The 16,313-nt window shown below is 34.9% G+C and carries 15 protein-coding genes; 6 read left to right on the top strand and 9 right to left on the bottom strand.

Translation table 11 applies throughout. From position 1 onward, the window contains the following. Nucleotides 1–572 precede the first annotated feature (572 nt). Both Q4496_RS15800 and Q4496_RS15795 read left to right on the top strand, forming a co-directional pair. Nucleotides 573–1,586, top strand: a complete 1,014-nt coding sequence (locus tag Q4496_RS15800; protein WP_303610802.1) for an MBL fold metallo-hydrolase — start codon at nt 573–575, stop codon at nt 1,584–1,586. Between the two features lie 560 nt (nt 1,587–2,146). Continuing rightward, nucleotides 2,147–2,476: a multidrug efflux SMR transporter gene (locus tag Q4496_RS15795; RefSeq protein WP_215971962.1), complete on the top strand. Its 330-nt coding sequence runs from the start codon at nt 2,147–2,149 to the stop codon at nt 2,474–2,476. Nucleotides 2,477–2,557: 81 nt separating this feature from the next. On the opposite strand, the gene Q4496_RS15790 is transcribed toward Q4496_RS15795, so the two are convergent. Further along, nucleotides 2,558–3,301 (bottom strand): DNA/RNA non-specific endonuclease, encoded by a 744-nt coding sequence (locus Q4496_RS15790; protein ID WP_215971922.1) that lies wholly within the window; start codon nt 3,299–3,301, stop codon nt 2,558–2,560. Between the two features lie 172 nt (nt 3,302–3,473). Further along, a complete protein-coding gene (locus Q4496_RS15785; RefSeq protein ID WP_215971923.1) occupies nt 3,474–4,376 on the bottom strand; it encodes a LysR family transcriptional regulator in 903 nt (300 codons plus the stop codon). 160 nt (nt 4,377–4,536) lie between these two features. Here Q4496_RS15785 and Q4496_RS15780 point away from each other — a divergent pair, with 160 nt between their 5' ends. Continuing rightward, on the top strand, nt 4,537–5,058 hold the full coding sequence (locus Q4496_RS15780; protein ID WP_215971924.1) for an NADPH-dependent FMN reductase: 522 nt from the start codon (nt 4,537–4,539) through the stop codon (nt 5,056–5,058). Between the two features lie 602 nt (nt 5,059–5,660). Continuing rightward, entirely contained in the window at nt 5,661–6,281 is a 621-nt protein-coding gene (locus Q4496_RS15775) for a hypothetical protein (protein WP_215971925.1), read from the top strand. Nucleotides 6,282–6,653: 372 nt separating this feature from the next. Here the strand turns inward: Q4496_RS15775 and Q4496_RS15770 are convergent, their stop codons facing one another. From Q4496_RS15770 to Q4496_RS15760, 3 genes are all read right to left on the bottom strand, one after another. Then, nucleotides 6,654–7,958 carry an HlyC/CorC family transporter gene (locus Q4496_RS15770; RefSeq protein WP_215971926.1) on the bottom strand — a complete coding sequence of 435 codons (1,305 nt, stop codon included), beginning with the start codon at nt 7,956–7,958 and terminating at the stop codon, nt 6,654–6,656. Nucleotides 7,959–8,002: 44 nt separating this feature from the next. Further along, on the bottom strand, nt 8,003–8,803 hold the full coding sequence (locus tag Q4496_RS15765; protein WP_215971927.1) for an inner membrane protein YpjD: 801 nt from the start codon (nt 8,801–8,803) through the stop codon (nt 8,003–8,005). Between the two features lie 101 nt (nt 8,804–8,904). Then, nucleotides 8,905–10,083, bottom strand: coding sequence for an SO_0444 family Cu/Zn efflux transporter (locus Q4496_RS15760; RefSeq protein WP_303610801.1), 1,179 nt, complete (start codon nt 10,081–10,083; stop codon nt 8,905–8,907). A gap of 197 nt (nt 10,084–10,280) precedes the next feature. Between Q4496_RS15760 and ffh the strand changes: the two genes are divergently transcribed. Both ffh and Q4496_RS15750 read left to right on the top strand, forming a co-directional pair. After that, complete coding sequence (gene ffh / locus Q4496_RS15755; protein ID WP_215971929.1) at nt 10,281–11,666, top strand: signal recognition particle protein; 1,386 nt, start codon at nt 10,281–10,283, stop codon at nt 11,664–11,666. A 449-nt stretch (nt 11,667–12,115) separates the two neighbouring features. Further along, a complete protein-coding gene (locus Q4496_RS15750; RefSeq protein WP_252727364.1) occupies nt 12,116–12,880 on the top strand; it encodes a mechanosensitive ion channel family protein in 765 nt (254 codons plus the stop codon). Between the two features lie 73 nt (nt 12,881–12,953). Here the strand turns inward: Q4496_RS15750 and Q4496_RS15745 are convergent, their stop codons facing one another. The 4 genes from Q4496_RS15745 to rimK are packed head-to-tail and all read right to left on the bottom strand — an operon-like array spanning nt 12,954 to nt 16,264. Further along, on the bottom strand, nt 12,954–13,835 hold the full coding sequence (locus Q4496_RS15745) for a mechanosensitive ion channel family protein (protein WP_303610800.1): 882 nt from the start codon (nt 13,833–13,835) through the stop codon (nt 12,954–12,956). 49 nt (nt 13,836–13,884) lie between these two features. After that, a complete protein-coding gene (locus Q4496_RS15740; RefSeq protein WP_215971932.1) occupies nt 13,885–14,313 on the bottom strand; it encodes an ATP-dependent zinc protease in 429 nt (142 codons plus the stop codon). 8 nt (nt 14,314–14,321) lie between these two features. Continuing rightward, nucleotides 14,322–15,347 (bottom strand): succinylglutamate desuccinylase/aspartoacylase family protein, encoded by a 1,026-nt coding sequence (locus tag Q4496_RS15735; RefSeq protein ID WP_215971933.1) that lies wholly within the window; start codon nt 15,345–15,347, stop codon nt 14,322–14,324. Nucleotides 15,348–15,358: 11 nt separating this feature from the next. Then, nucleotides 15,359–16,264, bottom strand: coding sequence for a 30S ribosomal protein S6--L-glutamate ligase (gene rimK, locus Q4496_RS15730; protein ID WP_215971934.1), 906 nt, complete (start codon nt 16,262–16,264; stop codon nt 15,359–15,361). Nucleotides 16,265–16,313: the final 49 nt, after the last annotated feature.

Below are 16,313 nucleotides of genomic sequence, written 5' to 3'. Positions count from 1 at the left end.
GAATCATTGATTTTCAGGCAAAAAAAATGCATCTATAAGAATAGATGCATAAAAAACATGAAACACTAATAAAACATTAAGGAAATAACATTACTGTTAAATAAGAGTCGCTTCTTACGATAAAGTTCAATTTATTTGTAGAAGAATAAATTTATTTAAAAAGTTAGAAATCACTTTTAGTATTATTTTTACCAGAATGGAATCATTGATTTTCAGGCAAAAAAAATGCATCTATAAGAATAGATGCATAAAAAACATGAAACACTAATAAAACATTAAGGAAATAACATTACTGTTAAATAAGAGTCACTTCTTACGATAAAGTTCAATTTATTTGTAGAAAGAATAAGTTTATTTAAAAGCAAGAACTCCCCTTTCATCTATTAACTATATACTTGTATGGATTAGCTTAATTATTTTTCAGAAAAATTGCTCGTAAAGTTAATTTGTTGTTGCTCTGTTGTGTGGCTTAATGATGATGGAATATTACAAAGAGTAATAGAATAACTTGCATAATATTAGATGTTTGAAATAATAAAATTCTTGTAAAGTCATTCGATTCAAAAACCTTTATGTATAATCTTATAAAATCATTCGCTTTACTCTTTATCACTTGTTGTTCTTTTTATTTATTTGCTAGCGAGCTTGATACTGGAAGTGCACCCGTTTTTGAACTTGTTGTACTGGGAGATTCAGGTGGTGGACGAGATGGTAATTTAAGTGCTTTTTTACTTCGAGATTTAACCGACGATAAATATGTTGCGCTTGATACAGGGACTTTATTAAATGGCATTGAACAGTCGCTACAACAAAATGCTTTTAGCGGTATTAAAATTGATACTGAACAAAACTTAGCACCGAGTATTAATATTTTACGAAACCATATTGCAGGATATTTGATAAGTCATGGACATTTAGATCATATTGCAGGCTTATTGGTAGTATCACCTGATGATAATGCTAAGCCTATATACGCATTACCTTCGGTTAATAAAGCGATTATTAGCTCTTATTTTAATTGGCAAGCGTGGCCTAATTTTTCTAATCGAGGTAAGCCACCTAGCTTAAATAAATATCAAATGGTCGACTTACCTTTAACAACAAATGTTAAGATAGCAGATACATCATTAAAAGTTACCGCCTTTAGCTTAAGTCATCCCGTTGAGTCTACTGCATTCATTATCGAAAATAACAAAGATATTATGGTGTATTTTGGCGATACGGGACCAGACGAACTAGAAAAAGAAAATAAAATAGAAAAAGTTTGGCAGTATCTTGCAGAGCAAGTTAAGTCTAAAAATTTACGTGGCATCATAATAGAAGCATCTTTTCCTGATAACCACCCAGACAAATACCTTTATGGACATTTAACCCCTAAATGGTTAACGAAAGAATTAATGAACTTGTCTACTTTACTTGATGAACCGGCAATATTAAAAAGTACAAAAGTGATTGTTAGTCATGTAAAGAGTAGTACATTAAAAGGTGTCGATGCGAGTGCAGTGGTTCAAAGCCAATTACAGCAACATAATAAATTAGGTTTGAATTTTATAATGGCAAAGCAAGGGCATAAGGTTTTGCTGTAAGCAAAGTGTATTCTAATAAGGCTAAACCTAAACCTAAACCTAAACCTAAACTTAACGGCAGGCACTAACCGCTAGCGTTGCTTGAATTTCTTCACACAGTTTTAGCTTCGACTGTAATCATAAATACTCAAAACATAATAATTTAAGAGTACATAACTCACACATTATCCTGCGTAAATTTTATGCACTGTACTATTGATGTCATTTGTAACAAATAACCAAATACTTTGCCACTGAAAGATTTTGTTAAATTTATTATTGTTTTTTATATCATGAAAGAGAGCGATTTACGGATTTTTTAAATAGAAGAGAGGCGTCAGGGGGGCTAGGTAGCTTAAATAGTAGAATTTAATCTTAAAAATCGGATTAAGCTTATTTCTAAGCCAAAGCCATAACTTTAAACTCTTTGTCTTTTATTGATAAGTCTATATGATACTTGAAAAAGATATGGCGTTTAATGCTGGTACTTTGCTAATTTTTTTTGATAACTTTATTTTGACAATTGTAGTTTAATAGCTTGCTACTGAAGTAGGCTTAATATGTTTATAGAAGGATTGAGTATGGGATATTGGTATTTGGCAATAGCGATTTGTGCCGAAGTTGTCGCAACATTAGCACTTAAAGCGTCAGATAATTTTACTCATGCAACGTTCAGTACTCTATGTGTTATTGGATATGTCGTTGCTTTCTATTTTTTATCTTTAGTGCTTAAAACTGTGCCTGTTGGTATCGCTTATGCTATTTGGGCTGGCATGGGAATTGTTTTAATTACAGCAATAAGTGCAGTTGTATATAAACAAGTGCCCGATTTACCGGCTATTATCGGTATGTGTTTTATTTTAGCCGGCGTTGTTATCATTAATGTACTTTCAAAAACGGTAAGTCATTAACGTATGTTAAGCGGGAGAATGATAGCTTGCTTTTTCTCCCGTTAATATTCGAAACTTATTAACTTATCAATTCGTATACCCCTAGCAGCCGAGTCTTTTCAATATTTCTATTGAGTCAGTAAAGCTTGGAATGGCAAACGGCACTTCAGCTTGTAGCGCTTTATTATTCGTTTTTTGCTGGCAATAATCTGCTTTTCTTGGCAAGTTTTGATCAAAGATGAAACTCGCGGCATTACCTTTTAAGTCGTAGATTATTTTAAAGTAGGAAGATGGAATAATGTGTGATTCATCTGCGCCGGGTAATGGCTGCTCTTCTTTTGAATATAAAGTGCCAGTGATCACATAAAGCGAGTTTCTAAAACTTACGGCATTACGAACGGCAATTTCTAACGCGACCCAAGCACCTTGGTTTAAAGCCGATTTTTGAGGAGTGATATTGGATAGATAGTTTAGCTCAGTCCAGTTTTTATGTCCTGCAAAGCTTGCTAGTGGTGCTTGATGGCCTCGGTCGGTTTTTAATAACTTAAATGCACCTTTATAGTCTAGCTCTTCTAACGATTCATCATCGTCAATTAACTTATCATTGCCCCAGTTTCGACCAGGGCTATCACCAAAGTTAGCCACATCGACTTCATAAGCAACCCAATCGGCAAACTTTGTTTTTGGATTATTGCTTAACGCGTAAGTATGATTAAAGACAACATCGTTATTTACTATATCTAAACTAGGGCAGCCTAAAGGGCAATGAACACTTCTGATTTCAGCATTAACAATCGCGCTAAAAGCGATAAGTAGTAACAAGATAAATTTATCAATTTTTAACATTAATTTTACTCTAAGTATGTTTATTGTTGAAATTTAATATAGCGCTTAACTTATAGCAACCCTTTGTTTTTATTTTGTTTGACGAAAAAACTAAACATTTTTTATCTGTTATAGTTTATAGGTAAAATAACAGGGGAGCTGGCTCTAACTTGGTCGAGCATTAGCTTTATTACTAATCACCTAATGTTTCTAAAATAAAATTAATAAAACTTCGTACTTTTGCTGACATATGCTTTCTACTTGGGTAAACCATGTAAACGCCGATTGAAGGTTTAGGCCAATCAGAGAAAACTTCAACTAATGTGCCGGTTTCCATTTCATCTTTCAATGCAAAACGTGGTACGCGAATTATGCCTTGGCCAGCAACACCTAAGGCTATTTCTAATGAGGCATTATTGGTTAGTACATGACTTTCAACATTTACTTGAATTGCTGCGCCATTATTATCGTGAAATAACCAAATATTGGGCTGCTTTGAATTGCTGTAGGTGATTATTTTATGTCGTGTTAAATCATAAGGGTGCTCAGGTATACCGTGTTTAGCTAGGTAATTTGGGGATGCTAATACTAAAGCTTCTGACTGAGTAATTCTGCGGCTAATTAAGCTAGAGTCTTCAAGTTGTACTGTGGCTCTTATGACTAAATCAAAGCCATCAGAAATAAGGTCAACTTTTCTGTCATTAAGTTCCAATTCTAGCTGCACTTTTTGATATTTTTCAGTAAATTGGCTCAATACTGGACTAAGGTTAGATAAACCATAAGAAATTGGGCAGCTGATTCTAAGTTTACCGCTAGGCTCTGATTGATTACCGACAATGGCATTTTCTGCTTGCTCTGCATCTTCAATAATTTGTTGGCAGAGTTGAAAGTATAATTCACCTTCTTGCGTTAAGCTCAATGATCGCGTTGTTCTATGTAACAAACGAATACCTAGACGAGCTTCTAGTTTATTAACTTCTTTACTAATGTAAGAAGTGGAGTGACCGGTAATATCTGCGGCTAAGGTAAAGCTGCCCGACTTTACTACATGAAAAAAAACAACCATGCCGTCGAATAATTTATTTTTAATTGCCATGATATGTTCCTGTTAAACTAAAAATTATTTTTAATGTGAGTCAATCGTGAATCAATTAAACGCCATTTGGAAATAATATGTCCACAAAAACAATATTAATCATCAAATGATAATAATATAAAGTGTAACCATCCAATAAAAGAAAAGATAGGAAATAACAATGAAAGTACTCGCCTTTGCAGCAACAACCAGTAAAAACTCTATTAATAAGCAGTTAGCCAATTACGCCGCTAAACAAATTGAAGGAGCACAAGTAGAACTACTTGATCTAAATGATTATGAAATTCCTCTGTTTAGTGAGGATAGAGAAAAAGAATTAGGGCAACCAATGCTTGCCAAAGCTTTTTATCAAAAGCTTGGAGAGGCAGATATTATTGTTATCTCTTTTGCTGAACATAATGGCTCTTATGCAGCCGCATATAAGAACCTTTTTGATTGGACGTCTCGCATTAATAGGCAATTATTTCAAAATAAGCCGGTTATTATGTTGGCAACATCACCAGGACCGGGTGGCGCTGCAACTGTATTGTCGGCAGCTCAGGGCTCAGCGCCTCACTTTGCCGCCGATTTAAAAGGAGCTATTTCAGTACCAAACTTTTATGATAATTTTGATGTAGAAAGCGGACAATTAACAAATAAAGCGCTCGTCGATAATATAAAAGCGGTAATTGCGAAACTTTAATTAATTAACGTTAATAACTTCATTTTAGTCAATTAATTGTAGCTATTCAGTAAAGCAAACTATTTAGGCTTATTTTAACACAACTTAATACTTAGTTTTTCTTATTAGAATGCGCGTGAATATAGCAATAATAATCTAGCTAAGGTTAGTAAACATTCACTTTTATACTTTGCTAATACCAGTCTTATTAATTAAGAGAACCGTTTTATACGTAGATAAAATTGCCAAACACAAGGTATTTATTTAATGACTAGTTGTTCTAATAATTAAATAAATAATGATGTAGTTGGTGGTTTTAGCAAGTAGAAATGATCACATAGCTAGTGAGATTGGTATTAAGGTGGTACTCCGAGCATAGTTATTTAGATAAGATAGGTAATCGACAGGCAAAAAAAATGCATCTATAAAAATAGATGCATAAAAACATGAAACACTATAAAACATTAAGGGAATAACATTACTATTAAGTAAGAGTGACTTATTACGATATAGTTCAATTTATTTGTTAATATTGAAAAGGGTGGGTTAATAATGCTAAACCGTTAAAAATCTGGCACTATTGTATTCATTATTTTTTACGTTTAAGTGCCACTTTATATTTTATGCTTACTGCTAAACTCTCTTGCATTACTTTGGCTAGTATATTGTTGTTGTCAAGTTGTGCGACACCTCCTCCCCAAAACCCTGAAAATATTTGCGAGATCTTTCGAGAGCATCGTGATTGGTATTTTGCCGCTAAAGACGCGAGAGAACGTTGGGGCGTGCCCATTCATGTGCCTATGAGTATGATGTACCAAGAAAGCTCTTTTAAACATAATGCCTTACCTCCTAGAGACTATTTACTTGGCTTCATCCCTTGGGGTAGAGTGAGTACTGCTTATGGTTACTCACAAGCTAAAACAATGACATGGAATGATTATACTAGAGAAACGAATAACTCAGGAGCTGATCGTGATGATTTTGAAGACGCGATTGATTTTATGGGGTGGTTTATTTTTAAAACACAAAAAATTAATGGTGTTTCAAAGTGGGATGCCTATAACCAATACTTGAATTATCATGAAGGCTGGGGTGGTTTTAAGCGTAAGAGTTATAAAAAGAAGTCGTGGTTAGTGGGCGTTGCTCGTAAAGTAGACAATCGTTCTCGCCGTTATTCTTCTCAATTAAAAAGTTGTGAAGAAGAATTAAATCATGGCTGGCTATGGCGATTATTCTTTGGCTAAATATCAATAATTGATGTATTTCACTTGCTGGATATTTACGTTGAGAAGTTATTCTCTAGAAGATAAAAATAATAAAATCCTTGTTTAAAAGCCTTGCCATTTTATTATTTTTATGAATTTTTTGAGCTAAACCACGACTTATATGGCTTAAAGCTAGACGTTTTTATTTTTATTAAAAAAGTGTGTTTTTTTCTTAAAAATTTGTTGAAATAGTTAAAAGCTGTAATTAATAGGCTTTGACCTTGTTATCCACAGAAATTGTGGAAAGCTATTTTCATTAAGTTGCTTGTGGATAACATTGTGATTAACTTTTTTAACTGTTGATAGATTCAATCTACTTTAAGATAAATGTAAAGTAGATTGCTTGATTGGCTATTCTTCATCTATTTCTTCATCAACGAAATATTCAGGCATTACTCTTACGGTATTAATTCTATTTTCTGAAGCGTCAACTATTTCTATTGGATAGCCAGCAATACGAACGCTAATGTTATTTTGTGGAATATCTTCTAAATGCTCAATTATCATACCATTAAGTGTTTTTGGGCCATCTGTTGGTAATTGCCATGACATTTCTTTATTTACGTCTCGTATACTGGCATTACCTTTTACCAAGTAACTACCGTCAGGTTGTAGAGTAACTACATCACTTGGCGTTGGCGTTTGAGTTGTGGTGAAGTCACCGACAATTTCTTCCAGAATATCTTCTAAAGTCACTAAGCCCTGAATATCACCATATTCATCAACAACCAAGCCTAAACGTTCTTTAGCATGTTGAAATTTTAATAGTTGGATATTTAGCGGTGTACCCTCAGGAATAAAATAAAGCTCACGTACAGCACGTAATAAGGTTGCTTTAGTGTATTGGCTTTTTGACAATAGTTTTAATGCATCACGGGCGTGGATATAGCCAACTACATCATCTATATTGTCACGATATAATAATACCCGTGTGTGATTTGCCTGCGTTAGTTGCTTTTGAATTCTTTTCCAGTCTTCATTAACATCTATGCCAACTAATTCACTTCGTGGGATCATTATGTCGTCAACACTTACTTTTTCAAGATCGAGTATGCTCATTAGCATGCTTTGATCTCGTTCGTGTAATAATGCGCCAGATTCATTTACTACAGTACGTAGCTCTTCACTGCTTAAACTGTGTTGTTCTCGTTGCTCTGAACTGATACCTAATAACATTAATATGCCATTAGTAATCCAATTAACGCTGACAACCAGCGGTAGCAATAACTTTAATAGTAAGGTTAAAAATATTGAGCTAGGAAAAGCAATTTGTTCTGGGTATAAAGCTGCGAGTGTTTTAGGGGTTACTTCGGCAAAAATTAAGACCACTAAAGTCAAGATAACCGTGGCTATTAAAACACTGATATCTTCTGATATCCCCAGTTCATGCGATAACCTTAACGCTATAATTGTTGCTATAGCTGATGCAGCTATATTGACTAAGTTATTGCCAATTAAAATTAAGCCAATCAGTCTGTCAGGGCGTTTTAGAAGATCGCTGACCCGTTTAGCACCTTTGTGTTTTTCTTTTTCAAGATGCCTTAGTCTATAGCGGTTGAGCGACATCATACCTGTTTCTGAACTAGAAAAATAAGCAGATATAAGGATCAGTATGCCAAGAATAATAAATAGCATCTGAGTTGATATGTTATCCAAAAAGGAAGTCCTTCAATAATATAATAAGAATATTTAGTAAAAAATTAAGATAGCAGAAACTCTTTAACGAATCGACTACCGAAGTATGACAAAGTTAATAACGTACTAGCCGTAACCATAAGTACTAATATACGATGACCTCGCCAGCCTTGTATATGGTGGCCAACTAAAATCACTGAGTACAATAGTAATGCTAGAAGAGATAGAACTGTTTTATGTATATTTGCTTTCGCGAAAAAGCCCTCTAAAAAAATGAAACCAATAAGCTCACTGGTGAATAAACAGATTGCGCCAACAACTAAAATAGTAAATAGTTGTTTTTCGACTTGCATTAATGGAGGAAGATGCGCCACTGCCGTTAGGTTTTTTCTTTTTAATTTAAAGTTAATATAAGTTACTTGGAAGGCATATAAAGTGGCAATAATTAAAATACAATAAGCAATTAAAGCGATACTTATATGGCTAATTAAAATAACTTTATTCGCCACTAATGGGATTGATTCAGTGGTAGGAATAAAAGTTCTCACAAGCTGCCAAATACCTGCAAAACCGTAGATAACAGGAAGTAATAGATTTACCTTTACTCGTAATGCGACAATTGAAATGGTGATAGTAATAATTAGGCTTACTAAAGAAATAACATTAGGGAGACTGAAGTTAATACCATTTTGGGTAAAAAATAATTGACTATCGTTAAACAAGTGAATAGTGATAGCTGTTGTTGCTAAGATTAACACTTGTCCAATGTTAGGTCCGTTAGGGTGAAATAAGCGAGATATAATTGCCATAGTGGCTAGCAAGTAGGCGATAAACGCCAAGCCTGAACCAATAACCTGAAAATCCACTAATTTAAACTCCTAAAGACACTAAATATAACTTCATTAATTCTATCAGATAAAACGTTAACTACCATGACAATTATTACTTTGCTTGATTTAGATTAAAATTAAAATATTAACTTTCGTAGTGGTTTAATTGCTAATAAGGCGATTAATGCCGCACAAGTTAAACCAAACCATTGTGGGAGCATTTCATGTGAATGCGCCATTTGATCAGTAATACTAATCGCAAAAAAACTCAAACTATAATCGAGTATCAGGGCAAAACCAATAGCCGATAAAGCTACACCTAATAAATATCGTATTAAAACAGCGCTACCCATTTCACTTTTAATAACACCTAAAGTGGATATATTAGTAGCAGGTCCTGCCATCATAAATACTAATGCGGTACCGGGCGATAATCCTGCCATGATAAATCCTGCAGCAATAGGGGTGGAAGCTGTTGCACAAATATACATAGGAATTGATATCGCAATCATCAATAACATTGCGGGTAAACCGCTGCCATAACTAAGTAAAAATTCGTTGGGTAAAAAAGTACGAATAATAGTGGCAAAAACAAGTCCTACAACTAACCAAATAATAATGTCGTCAATTAATTGTGTTGATGCATAATAAACACCAGTTTTGGTTTTCTTAACAAAGCGCTTCGATATAAGAGGCTTTGCTGGTTCAGTAATCGTATCTATTGCTACAGTGGAAGAAGAGGGAGGTGTTGAACAGCAAGAGCTTGGTGTTGGTGTGAGACTTGCCTCCATTTTTTTACTACTACAGCAACTGCTTGTGATTGGTTTGGTTACAGGCTCTGGTTGCGCAAGGCTGGTACAGCAGCTTGTGTTCTTTTTATTTTCAGTGGTTGGTTTTTTTATTTTTTCATCTTTAATTGTTGCGACCAGTAAGCCGGTAATAATAGCAGACATGATTGCGGCCAACGGGCGATAAATGGCAAAAACAGGCCCGAGTAGCGCATAAGATACTGATACCGAGTCAATACCCGTTTCAGGTGTTGCTACTAAAAAAGACGCTGTTGCTGGCGCTGAAGCACCACTGCGCCTTAATTCAGCCGCTACAGGAATAACGCCACAAGAGCATAAAGGTAATGGCGCACCGATTAAGGCGGCTTTGACTACGGCTGATTTTCCTCTACCGAGATGTTTACTTAATATTTCACTTGGTACCCAAGCCTTCATTAAACCTGCTATTAATAAGCCCAGTAATAACCAAGGGCTTGCTTCGGCACTGAGGTCAATAAAATTATTAATAAAATACGATAGGTGTTCCATAATTATAGCCATGAAAATTAAGATGAAATCGACAAGTTAGATTATATCACGCTTTTATCAATGGAGAAGTTTTCAATGGCTAGGTAGGCTTATATTAGAGGCAAATGATGCTGATCTCGACAATGATTTAATCACGGGTATAATAGCAGTATTAATTTTCACATTTTTCGCTATAAAGAGCGCTACTAGAGTTATTCATGTTTGAAAATCTTTCTGATCGATTGGGTAAAACCCTTAAAAATATTAGTGGCCGTGGTCGCTTAACCGAAGATAATATAAAAGATACATTACGCGAAGTTCGCATGGCTTTACTTGAAGCCGATGTCGCGTTACCTGTTATCAGAGAATTTGTTGCTAAAGTTAAAGAACAAGCTGTAGGTGTTGATGTTTCTAAAAGCCTTACGCCTGGGCAAGTATTCGTTAAAATTGTTCAAAAAGAACTTGAACTTGCCATGGGTGGCATTAATGAAAACCTAAATTTAAAAGCGGCGCCACCTGCTATTGTTTTAATGGCTGGTTTACAAGGTGCGGGTAAAACAACCTCTGTTGCTAAATTAGCAAAATTTTTAACAGAACGTGAAAAGAAAAAAGTACTGGTAGTAAGTGCCGATGTATATCGCCCAGCAGCTATTAAACAGCTTGAAACATTAGCGACAGAAATAAATGTTGGCTTCTTTCCAAGTGATATTACACAAAAACCTATTAGTATCGCTAATGCGGCGATAGATCACGCTAAGAAAAACTTTTTTGATGTTGTTATTGTCGATACGGCAGGTCGTTTACATGTAGATGAAAGCATGATGGACGAAATCAAAGCACTTCATGCGGCGATTAATCCAATTGAAACATTATTTACTGTTGATGCAATGACCGGGCAAGATGCAGCGAATACGGCTAAAGCGTTTAATGATGCCTTACCATTAACAGGTGTTATTTTAACCAAAACGGATGGTGATGCTCGCGGAGGTGCAGCGTTATCTATTCGTCATATTACTGGCAAACCTATTAAATTTATGGGTGTTGGTGAGAAAATTGAAGCGTTAGAGCCATTTCATCCAGATAGAATAGCTTCTCGCATATTAGGAATGGGCGATGTTCTATCATTGATAGAAGAAGTTGAACAAAAGGTTGATAAAAAGAAAGCAGAACAATTAGCGAAAAAAGTTAAAAGTGGTAAAGGCTTTAGTTTGGAAGATTTCCGTGACCAACTTGTGCAAATGAAAAGCATGGGTGGCATGATGGGAATGATGGATAAATTACCAGGTATGGGTAATATGTCTGATAAGATCAAAGATCAAATGGATGATAAGCTAACCATTCGTATGGAAGCTATTATTAATTCAATGACACCAGGCGAGCGTGAACGTCCTGATATTATTAAAGGTTCTCGTAAGCGTCGTATTGCAGCAGGTTCAGGTACACAAATTCAAGATGTAAATAAGTTGCTTAAACAGTTTACGCAAATGCAAAAAATGATGAAAAAAGTATCAGGTAAAGGCGGCATGAAGAAAATGATGCGGTCAATGCAAGGTATGATGCCACCAGGCGGTATGGGCGGGGGCGGCGGTATGTTTGGCCGTTAATTACACAGTTTTATTTACCGTAAACCTTCCTCGTATACTCGTTAAAGAGCAGCATAAAATTATAAATGATTTTATGCTGTTTTATAAAAAAAATTGATTATAACCAATAAATTATTGCGTTTGATTCTTATCTATAACTGATTACAATGCGCCTCATCGTAAACTTTATTTCTGCAAAAAATGAAACAAAAAAAAGAAGTGTTGATGGAATTGTTATTTTATTTTTACTACTATGCTTGTTTATTTCATCCCTCGCAATGATGTAGAATAAAGCAGCTGAGTATCCAGCGACTATTAGATAATATATCTAATATTCCATGACCCGTTAAGGCATCTTATATATCACTATGAATGAGTTTTTTTCTACATTTAATTTATCTACATTGCATGCGTTAATTTTTGACAATAAATTTGTTTTCACAGTGGTTTTATTTTTGATGTTTTTTCTTTTGAAAAAATTATTAATTAAAACGATTAAGCATAAATCTAAAAGTGATAAAAGCGATAAGAAAATAAAAATTAATATGGTAAATAATATATTTACTTTATTAATTATAGTGGCCCTTTTTAATACTTGGTCACATGAAATTCAAAAGTTCGCTTTTTCTATTGCGGCTTTCGTTGTTGCCATTGTGCTAGCAACAAGAGAATTCATCCAATGTTTTATCGGTTTTCTTTATCTTATTTCTAGTCGGCCTTTTCGAATTGGTGATTGGATACAAATAGGTAATTATTTCGGTGAAGTGCATTCTACTGATTGGGCGAAGTTAACATTATTGGAAGTTAACAAAGATGATTACCAATATACGGGTAAAACCTTGTATTTACCTAATAGTTTAATGGTAACGTCAGTAATAAAGAATCTGAACTTTTTAAAGCGTTATGCTATGCATCATTTTACGATTGTAAGAGATGATAGCGTTAATCCTTTTGAGTTTATTGAGCAGTTAAATGAGAAAGCTAATTTATATTGTGATGATTTTAAAGATGTCGCTATTCGTTATAACCAGCTAATAGAAAACCGTCTTGAAATTAATATTGCGGGACCTGAGCCTCATATTCAAATTGCAACATCAGAAATTGGTGATACTGAAGTCCTTTTCACTATCTTCTGTCCCACTGAGCAAGCCTTAGAGATAGAGCAGAAACTAACACAAGATTTTATGTACTTGTGGTTTGAACAAAAAAGTCTAGCCTTAGTCTCTAAAGATTAAACTTAATGCGTATCATTATCATTATGTTGGTTCCATGCAGAACTAACACAATGATACGCAGATAGTAAGTTAACTATAGTTTTAGCTTGCTTTCTTCAGGTGGGAGTAAGGTTATTGAACCGTCTAAGTGGACATCTCTTTGTGGGTAAGCCACGACAATATTATGTTCTTCAAATAATTCTGCTAAACGAAACCTAACATTACTTCTTGCTCTTCTTAAGCCGCCTTCAACATTAGAATTAATCCAAAAGTTAATATCAAAAATTAGCGCATTATCACCAAAGTCTTCAAAGGTTACTGAAGGGTTGGGAGTTGATAATATTTCTTCTTGTTCAACTGTGGCTTGTAATATTAAGTCAGCTACTTCTTTAACTGGTGAGCCATATGCCACGCCCACTCTGACCGTTGTTCGTACTAATCGATCGACAAGGGTCCAGTTGATAACCGTATTTTCTATTAATTTACTGTTCGGGATTAGCATATGAACCCCATCGACACGTTTAATGCGAGTTGAACGAGTGTTAATTTCTTCAACAATCCCTTTTGCATCTTCAATTTCTAAAAAATCACCAATACGAATTGGGCGTTCCCACATGAGGATCCAACCACTAATAAAATTATTAATAATATTTTGTGCGCCAAAACCAAAACCTATCGCAATAGCTCCGGATAAGAAAGCAAATGCAGTGATAGGCACATTAATAAGATCCAAAATAGTAATAATTATTATCGTTATTGCAATAATATAAAATATTCGTCTCAATAAATGAATGATATTAGGATCAGTGTGTTGTGTTGTTAATTGTTTGGTTATTCTTTTTACAAACCATTTTGTTAAATAAACGCCTATTATCAGTAATAATGGGATTAATAAAATATCTCCCATAGTAATAGGCTGATTTTCAATTGAAATAATGGATGTATTGAGAAAAGCTACAATTTTTTCAAATGTCATTATTTGTTACTCTTTGTTGTATAACCTACATAGCGCATTAATGATGTTGTTATGAGTGAATAAAAACTTTAGACGGATCAACCAAAAAGCGTTTACCAATGGCTTCTCTGCCAAAAAGCATTAAATAACTCATATCTGAACGATCAGTTAAGGTGATTTCTATTGGCCATGTTTCTGTGCCAAGCGTTACCGTTGTTTCTATTACATATCGTTGTTCAGCCGTACCATTCGACGATTTTATCTTTCTAATATCGCTTATTGGTGCGGTACAGTTAACAATACTATTAACATTATGTGCATCAGGGTGAATGTCAAAGGTGACGCATTTTTTGCCGTTTTTAACTATCTTCGTTATATTATCTACATGTAGTGATGATGTTTTAGCACCAGTGTCGACCCTAACTTGTAAATCATTAATTGCAAGTTCGGGTAATGCAATTGACTCTAAGCGGCCAATAATTGTTTTGTTGTTACTCATCTTAACCCTCAATTCGTTCCATTGTTTTCTGGTAATAATAATTCTTGAACATTTTCAATTTGTTCAGCTATATCTTCATCATCTTCACTGAAGTAAGCAATATGGAACATGGCTTCACCTTCTTGTACAAGAGGAATGTTTTGTTTTCCAATTAGGATCCCTGAACGTGTTGCTTTAACAGCATCAATAACTTCACCGTAAGGGCTACCAATTTCAGCTAATATTTGACCTTTAGTGATTTGGTCACCTAAATTCACTATGTTGTGCACAATACCACTGGCATTGGCTCTAACCCATTGACTACCGTTAGCAATAAAAGGGGCTAATCTTTTCTTTTTAGAAAGAGACTTTCTTGTCATTCCTAAGTGTTGTAGAACATTTAAAATGCCTTTCATACCTGCTCTTATTGAAAACTCATCAAAACGCAGCGCTTCACCGGCTTCGTATAATAAAATTTTAGTTTTATTTTTAACGGCGGATTCACGTAGTGAGCCATCCACTAAATTAGAGTTAAGTATTACTGGTACGCCAAACACTTCTGCTAATTCTTTGGTTTCAATATCAGACATATCTGCTCTGATTTGTGGTAAATTTGAACGATGAATAGCGCCTGTATGCAAATCAATACCATAATCACAATGTTTAACAATTTCATTCAGAAAAATATAGGCAACTCTGCCGGCTAAGGAGCCTTTCGCTGAGCCAGGAAAGCAGCGATTAAGATCGCGGCGATCTGGCATATAGCGACTTTGATTCACCACGCCATAAACATTTACCATTGGTACAGCGATAACCGTACCTTTGATTATTTTAAATTTTTTCTGCTTAATTAAGCGTCGAATAATTTCAATGCCGTTAAGTTCATCTCCATGCACTGCTGCACTTACAAAAATAGTAGGGCCTGGTTTTTTCGAACGTATAATATGTACCGGCAAAGATACGTTGGCATCGGTGTATAACTTAGCAACGGGTAATTCAATTTTTCTTTGTTCGCCTGGTAATATATCAAATTCACCTATTCGTAGTTTTTCCATAGTCGCCTCTATTAACCTTTGCCACGTGTTTGTGTTCTATTTGGCTTCGCATTTTTTTCTAAAAATTCAAAGACCATACCTGCAACATTTTTACCTGTTGCAGTTTCAATGCCTTCTAGGCCTGGAGATGAGTTAACTTCCATTACCATTGGGCCACTTTGTGAGCGAAGTAAATCAACGCCACATAAATTTAATCCCATTGCTTTAGCGGCATTAACGGCTGTTTCACGTTCTGCTCTTGATAATTTAACCACTTCAGCGCTACCACCACGATGTAAGTTAGAGCGAAATTCACCTTCAGCACCTTGTCGTTTCATTGCTGCTACAACTTTACCGCCAATAACTAAGCAACGAATGTCAGCACCACCAGCTTCTTTGACAAATTCTTGCACTAAAATATTGGCTTTTAAGCCCATAAAAGCTTCGATAATAGCTTCAGCTGCTTTAGCGGTATCAGCAAGAACAACGCCAATGCCTTGCGTACCTTCTAATAATTTAATAACAACAGGTGCACCACCTACATTTTTAATTAAATCTTTAATGTTATCAGGTTTACTTGCAAAGCCTGTACGTGGTAAGCCAATACCTTTGCGAGATAACAACTGTAATGAGCGTAATTTATCGCGTGAACGGCTAATAGCAACTGATTCATTAATATTAAATGTGCCCATCATTTCAAATTGTCGTGCAACAGCGGTACCATAGAAGGTTACTGAAGCGCCAATGCGTGGAATAATTGCATCGTACATAGGCAATTCTTTACCATGGTAACGCACTGTTGAGCGGCTACTAGTAATATCCATATAACAGTGTAGAGTATCAATAATATCAACTTCATGACCCATAGCTTCACCAGCTTCTTTTAAGCGTCGAGTAGAATATAATTTTGGGTTTCTGGATAAAATGGCAATTTTCATAATTTAAACCTTTGTTTATCACTCTTTCTTATTAAAAAGTGATGTAATA

Source organism: Colwellia sp. 5_MG-2023 (assembly GCF_030547795.1).
Lineage (GTDB): Bacteria > Pseudomonadota > Gammaproteobacteria > Enterobacterales > Alteromonadaceae > Colwellia.
The sequence above is the reverse complement of the archived record's forward strand: the minus strand, read 5'-3'. Positions and strand labels throughout refer to the sequence as shown.

What these genes read in the sequence shown, in the direction of transcription:
- ffh (WP_215971929.1), top strand. Translation starts at nt 10,281, where the DNA reads ATGTTTGAAAATCTTTCTGATCGATTGGGTAAAACCCTTAAAAATATT.
- Q4496_RS15745 (WP_303610800.1), bottom strand. Translation starts at nt 13,835, where the DNA reads ATGACATTTGAAAAAATTGTAGCTTTTCTCAATACATCCATTATTTCA.
- Q4496_RS15780 (WP_215971924.1), top strand. Translation starts at nt 4,537, where the DNA reads ATGAAAGTACTCGCCTTTGCAGCAACAACCAGTAAAAACTCTATTAAT.
- rimK (WP_215971934.1), bottom strand. Translation starts at nt 16,264, where the DNA reads ATGAAAATTGCCATTTTATCCAGAAACCCAAAATTATATTCTACTCGA.
- Q4496_RS15775 (WP_215971925.1), top strand. Translation starts at nt 5,661, where the DNA reads ATGCTTACTGCTAAACTCTCTTGCATTACTTTGGCTAGTATATTGTTG.
- Q4496_RS15785 (WP_215971923.1), bottom strand. Translation starts at nt 4,376, where the DNA reads ATGGCAATTAAAAATAAATTATTCGACGGCATGGTTGTTTTTTTTCAT.
- Q4496_RS15795 (WP_215971962.1), top strand. Translation starts at nt 2,147, where the DNA reads ATGGGATATTGGTATTTGGCAATAGCGATTTGTGCCGAAGTTGTCGCA.
- Q4496_RS15735 (WP_215971933.1), bottom strand. Translation starts at nt 15,347, where the DNA reads ATGGAAAAACTACGAATAGGTGAATTTGATATATTACCAGGCGAACAA.
- Q4496_RS15800 (WP_303610802.1), top strand. Translation starts at nt 573, where the DNA reads ATGTATAATCTTATAAAATCATTCGCTTTACTCTTTATCACTTGTTGT.
- Q4496_RS15740 (WP_215971932.1), bottom strand. Translation starts at nt 14,313, where the DNA reads ATGAGTAACAACAAAACAATTATTGGCCGCTTAGAGTCAATTGCATTA.
- Q4496_RS15760 (WP_303610801.1), bottom strand. Translation starts at nt 10,083, where the DNA reads ATGGAACACCTATCGTATTTTATTAATAATTTTATTGACCTCAGTGCC.
- Q4496_RS15790 (WP_215971922.1), bottom strand. Translation starts at nt 3,301, where the DNA reads ATGTTAAAAATTGATAAATTTATCTTGTTACTACTTATCGCTTTTAGC.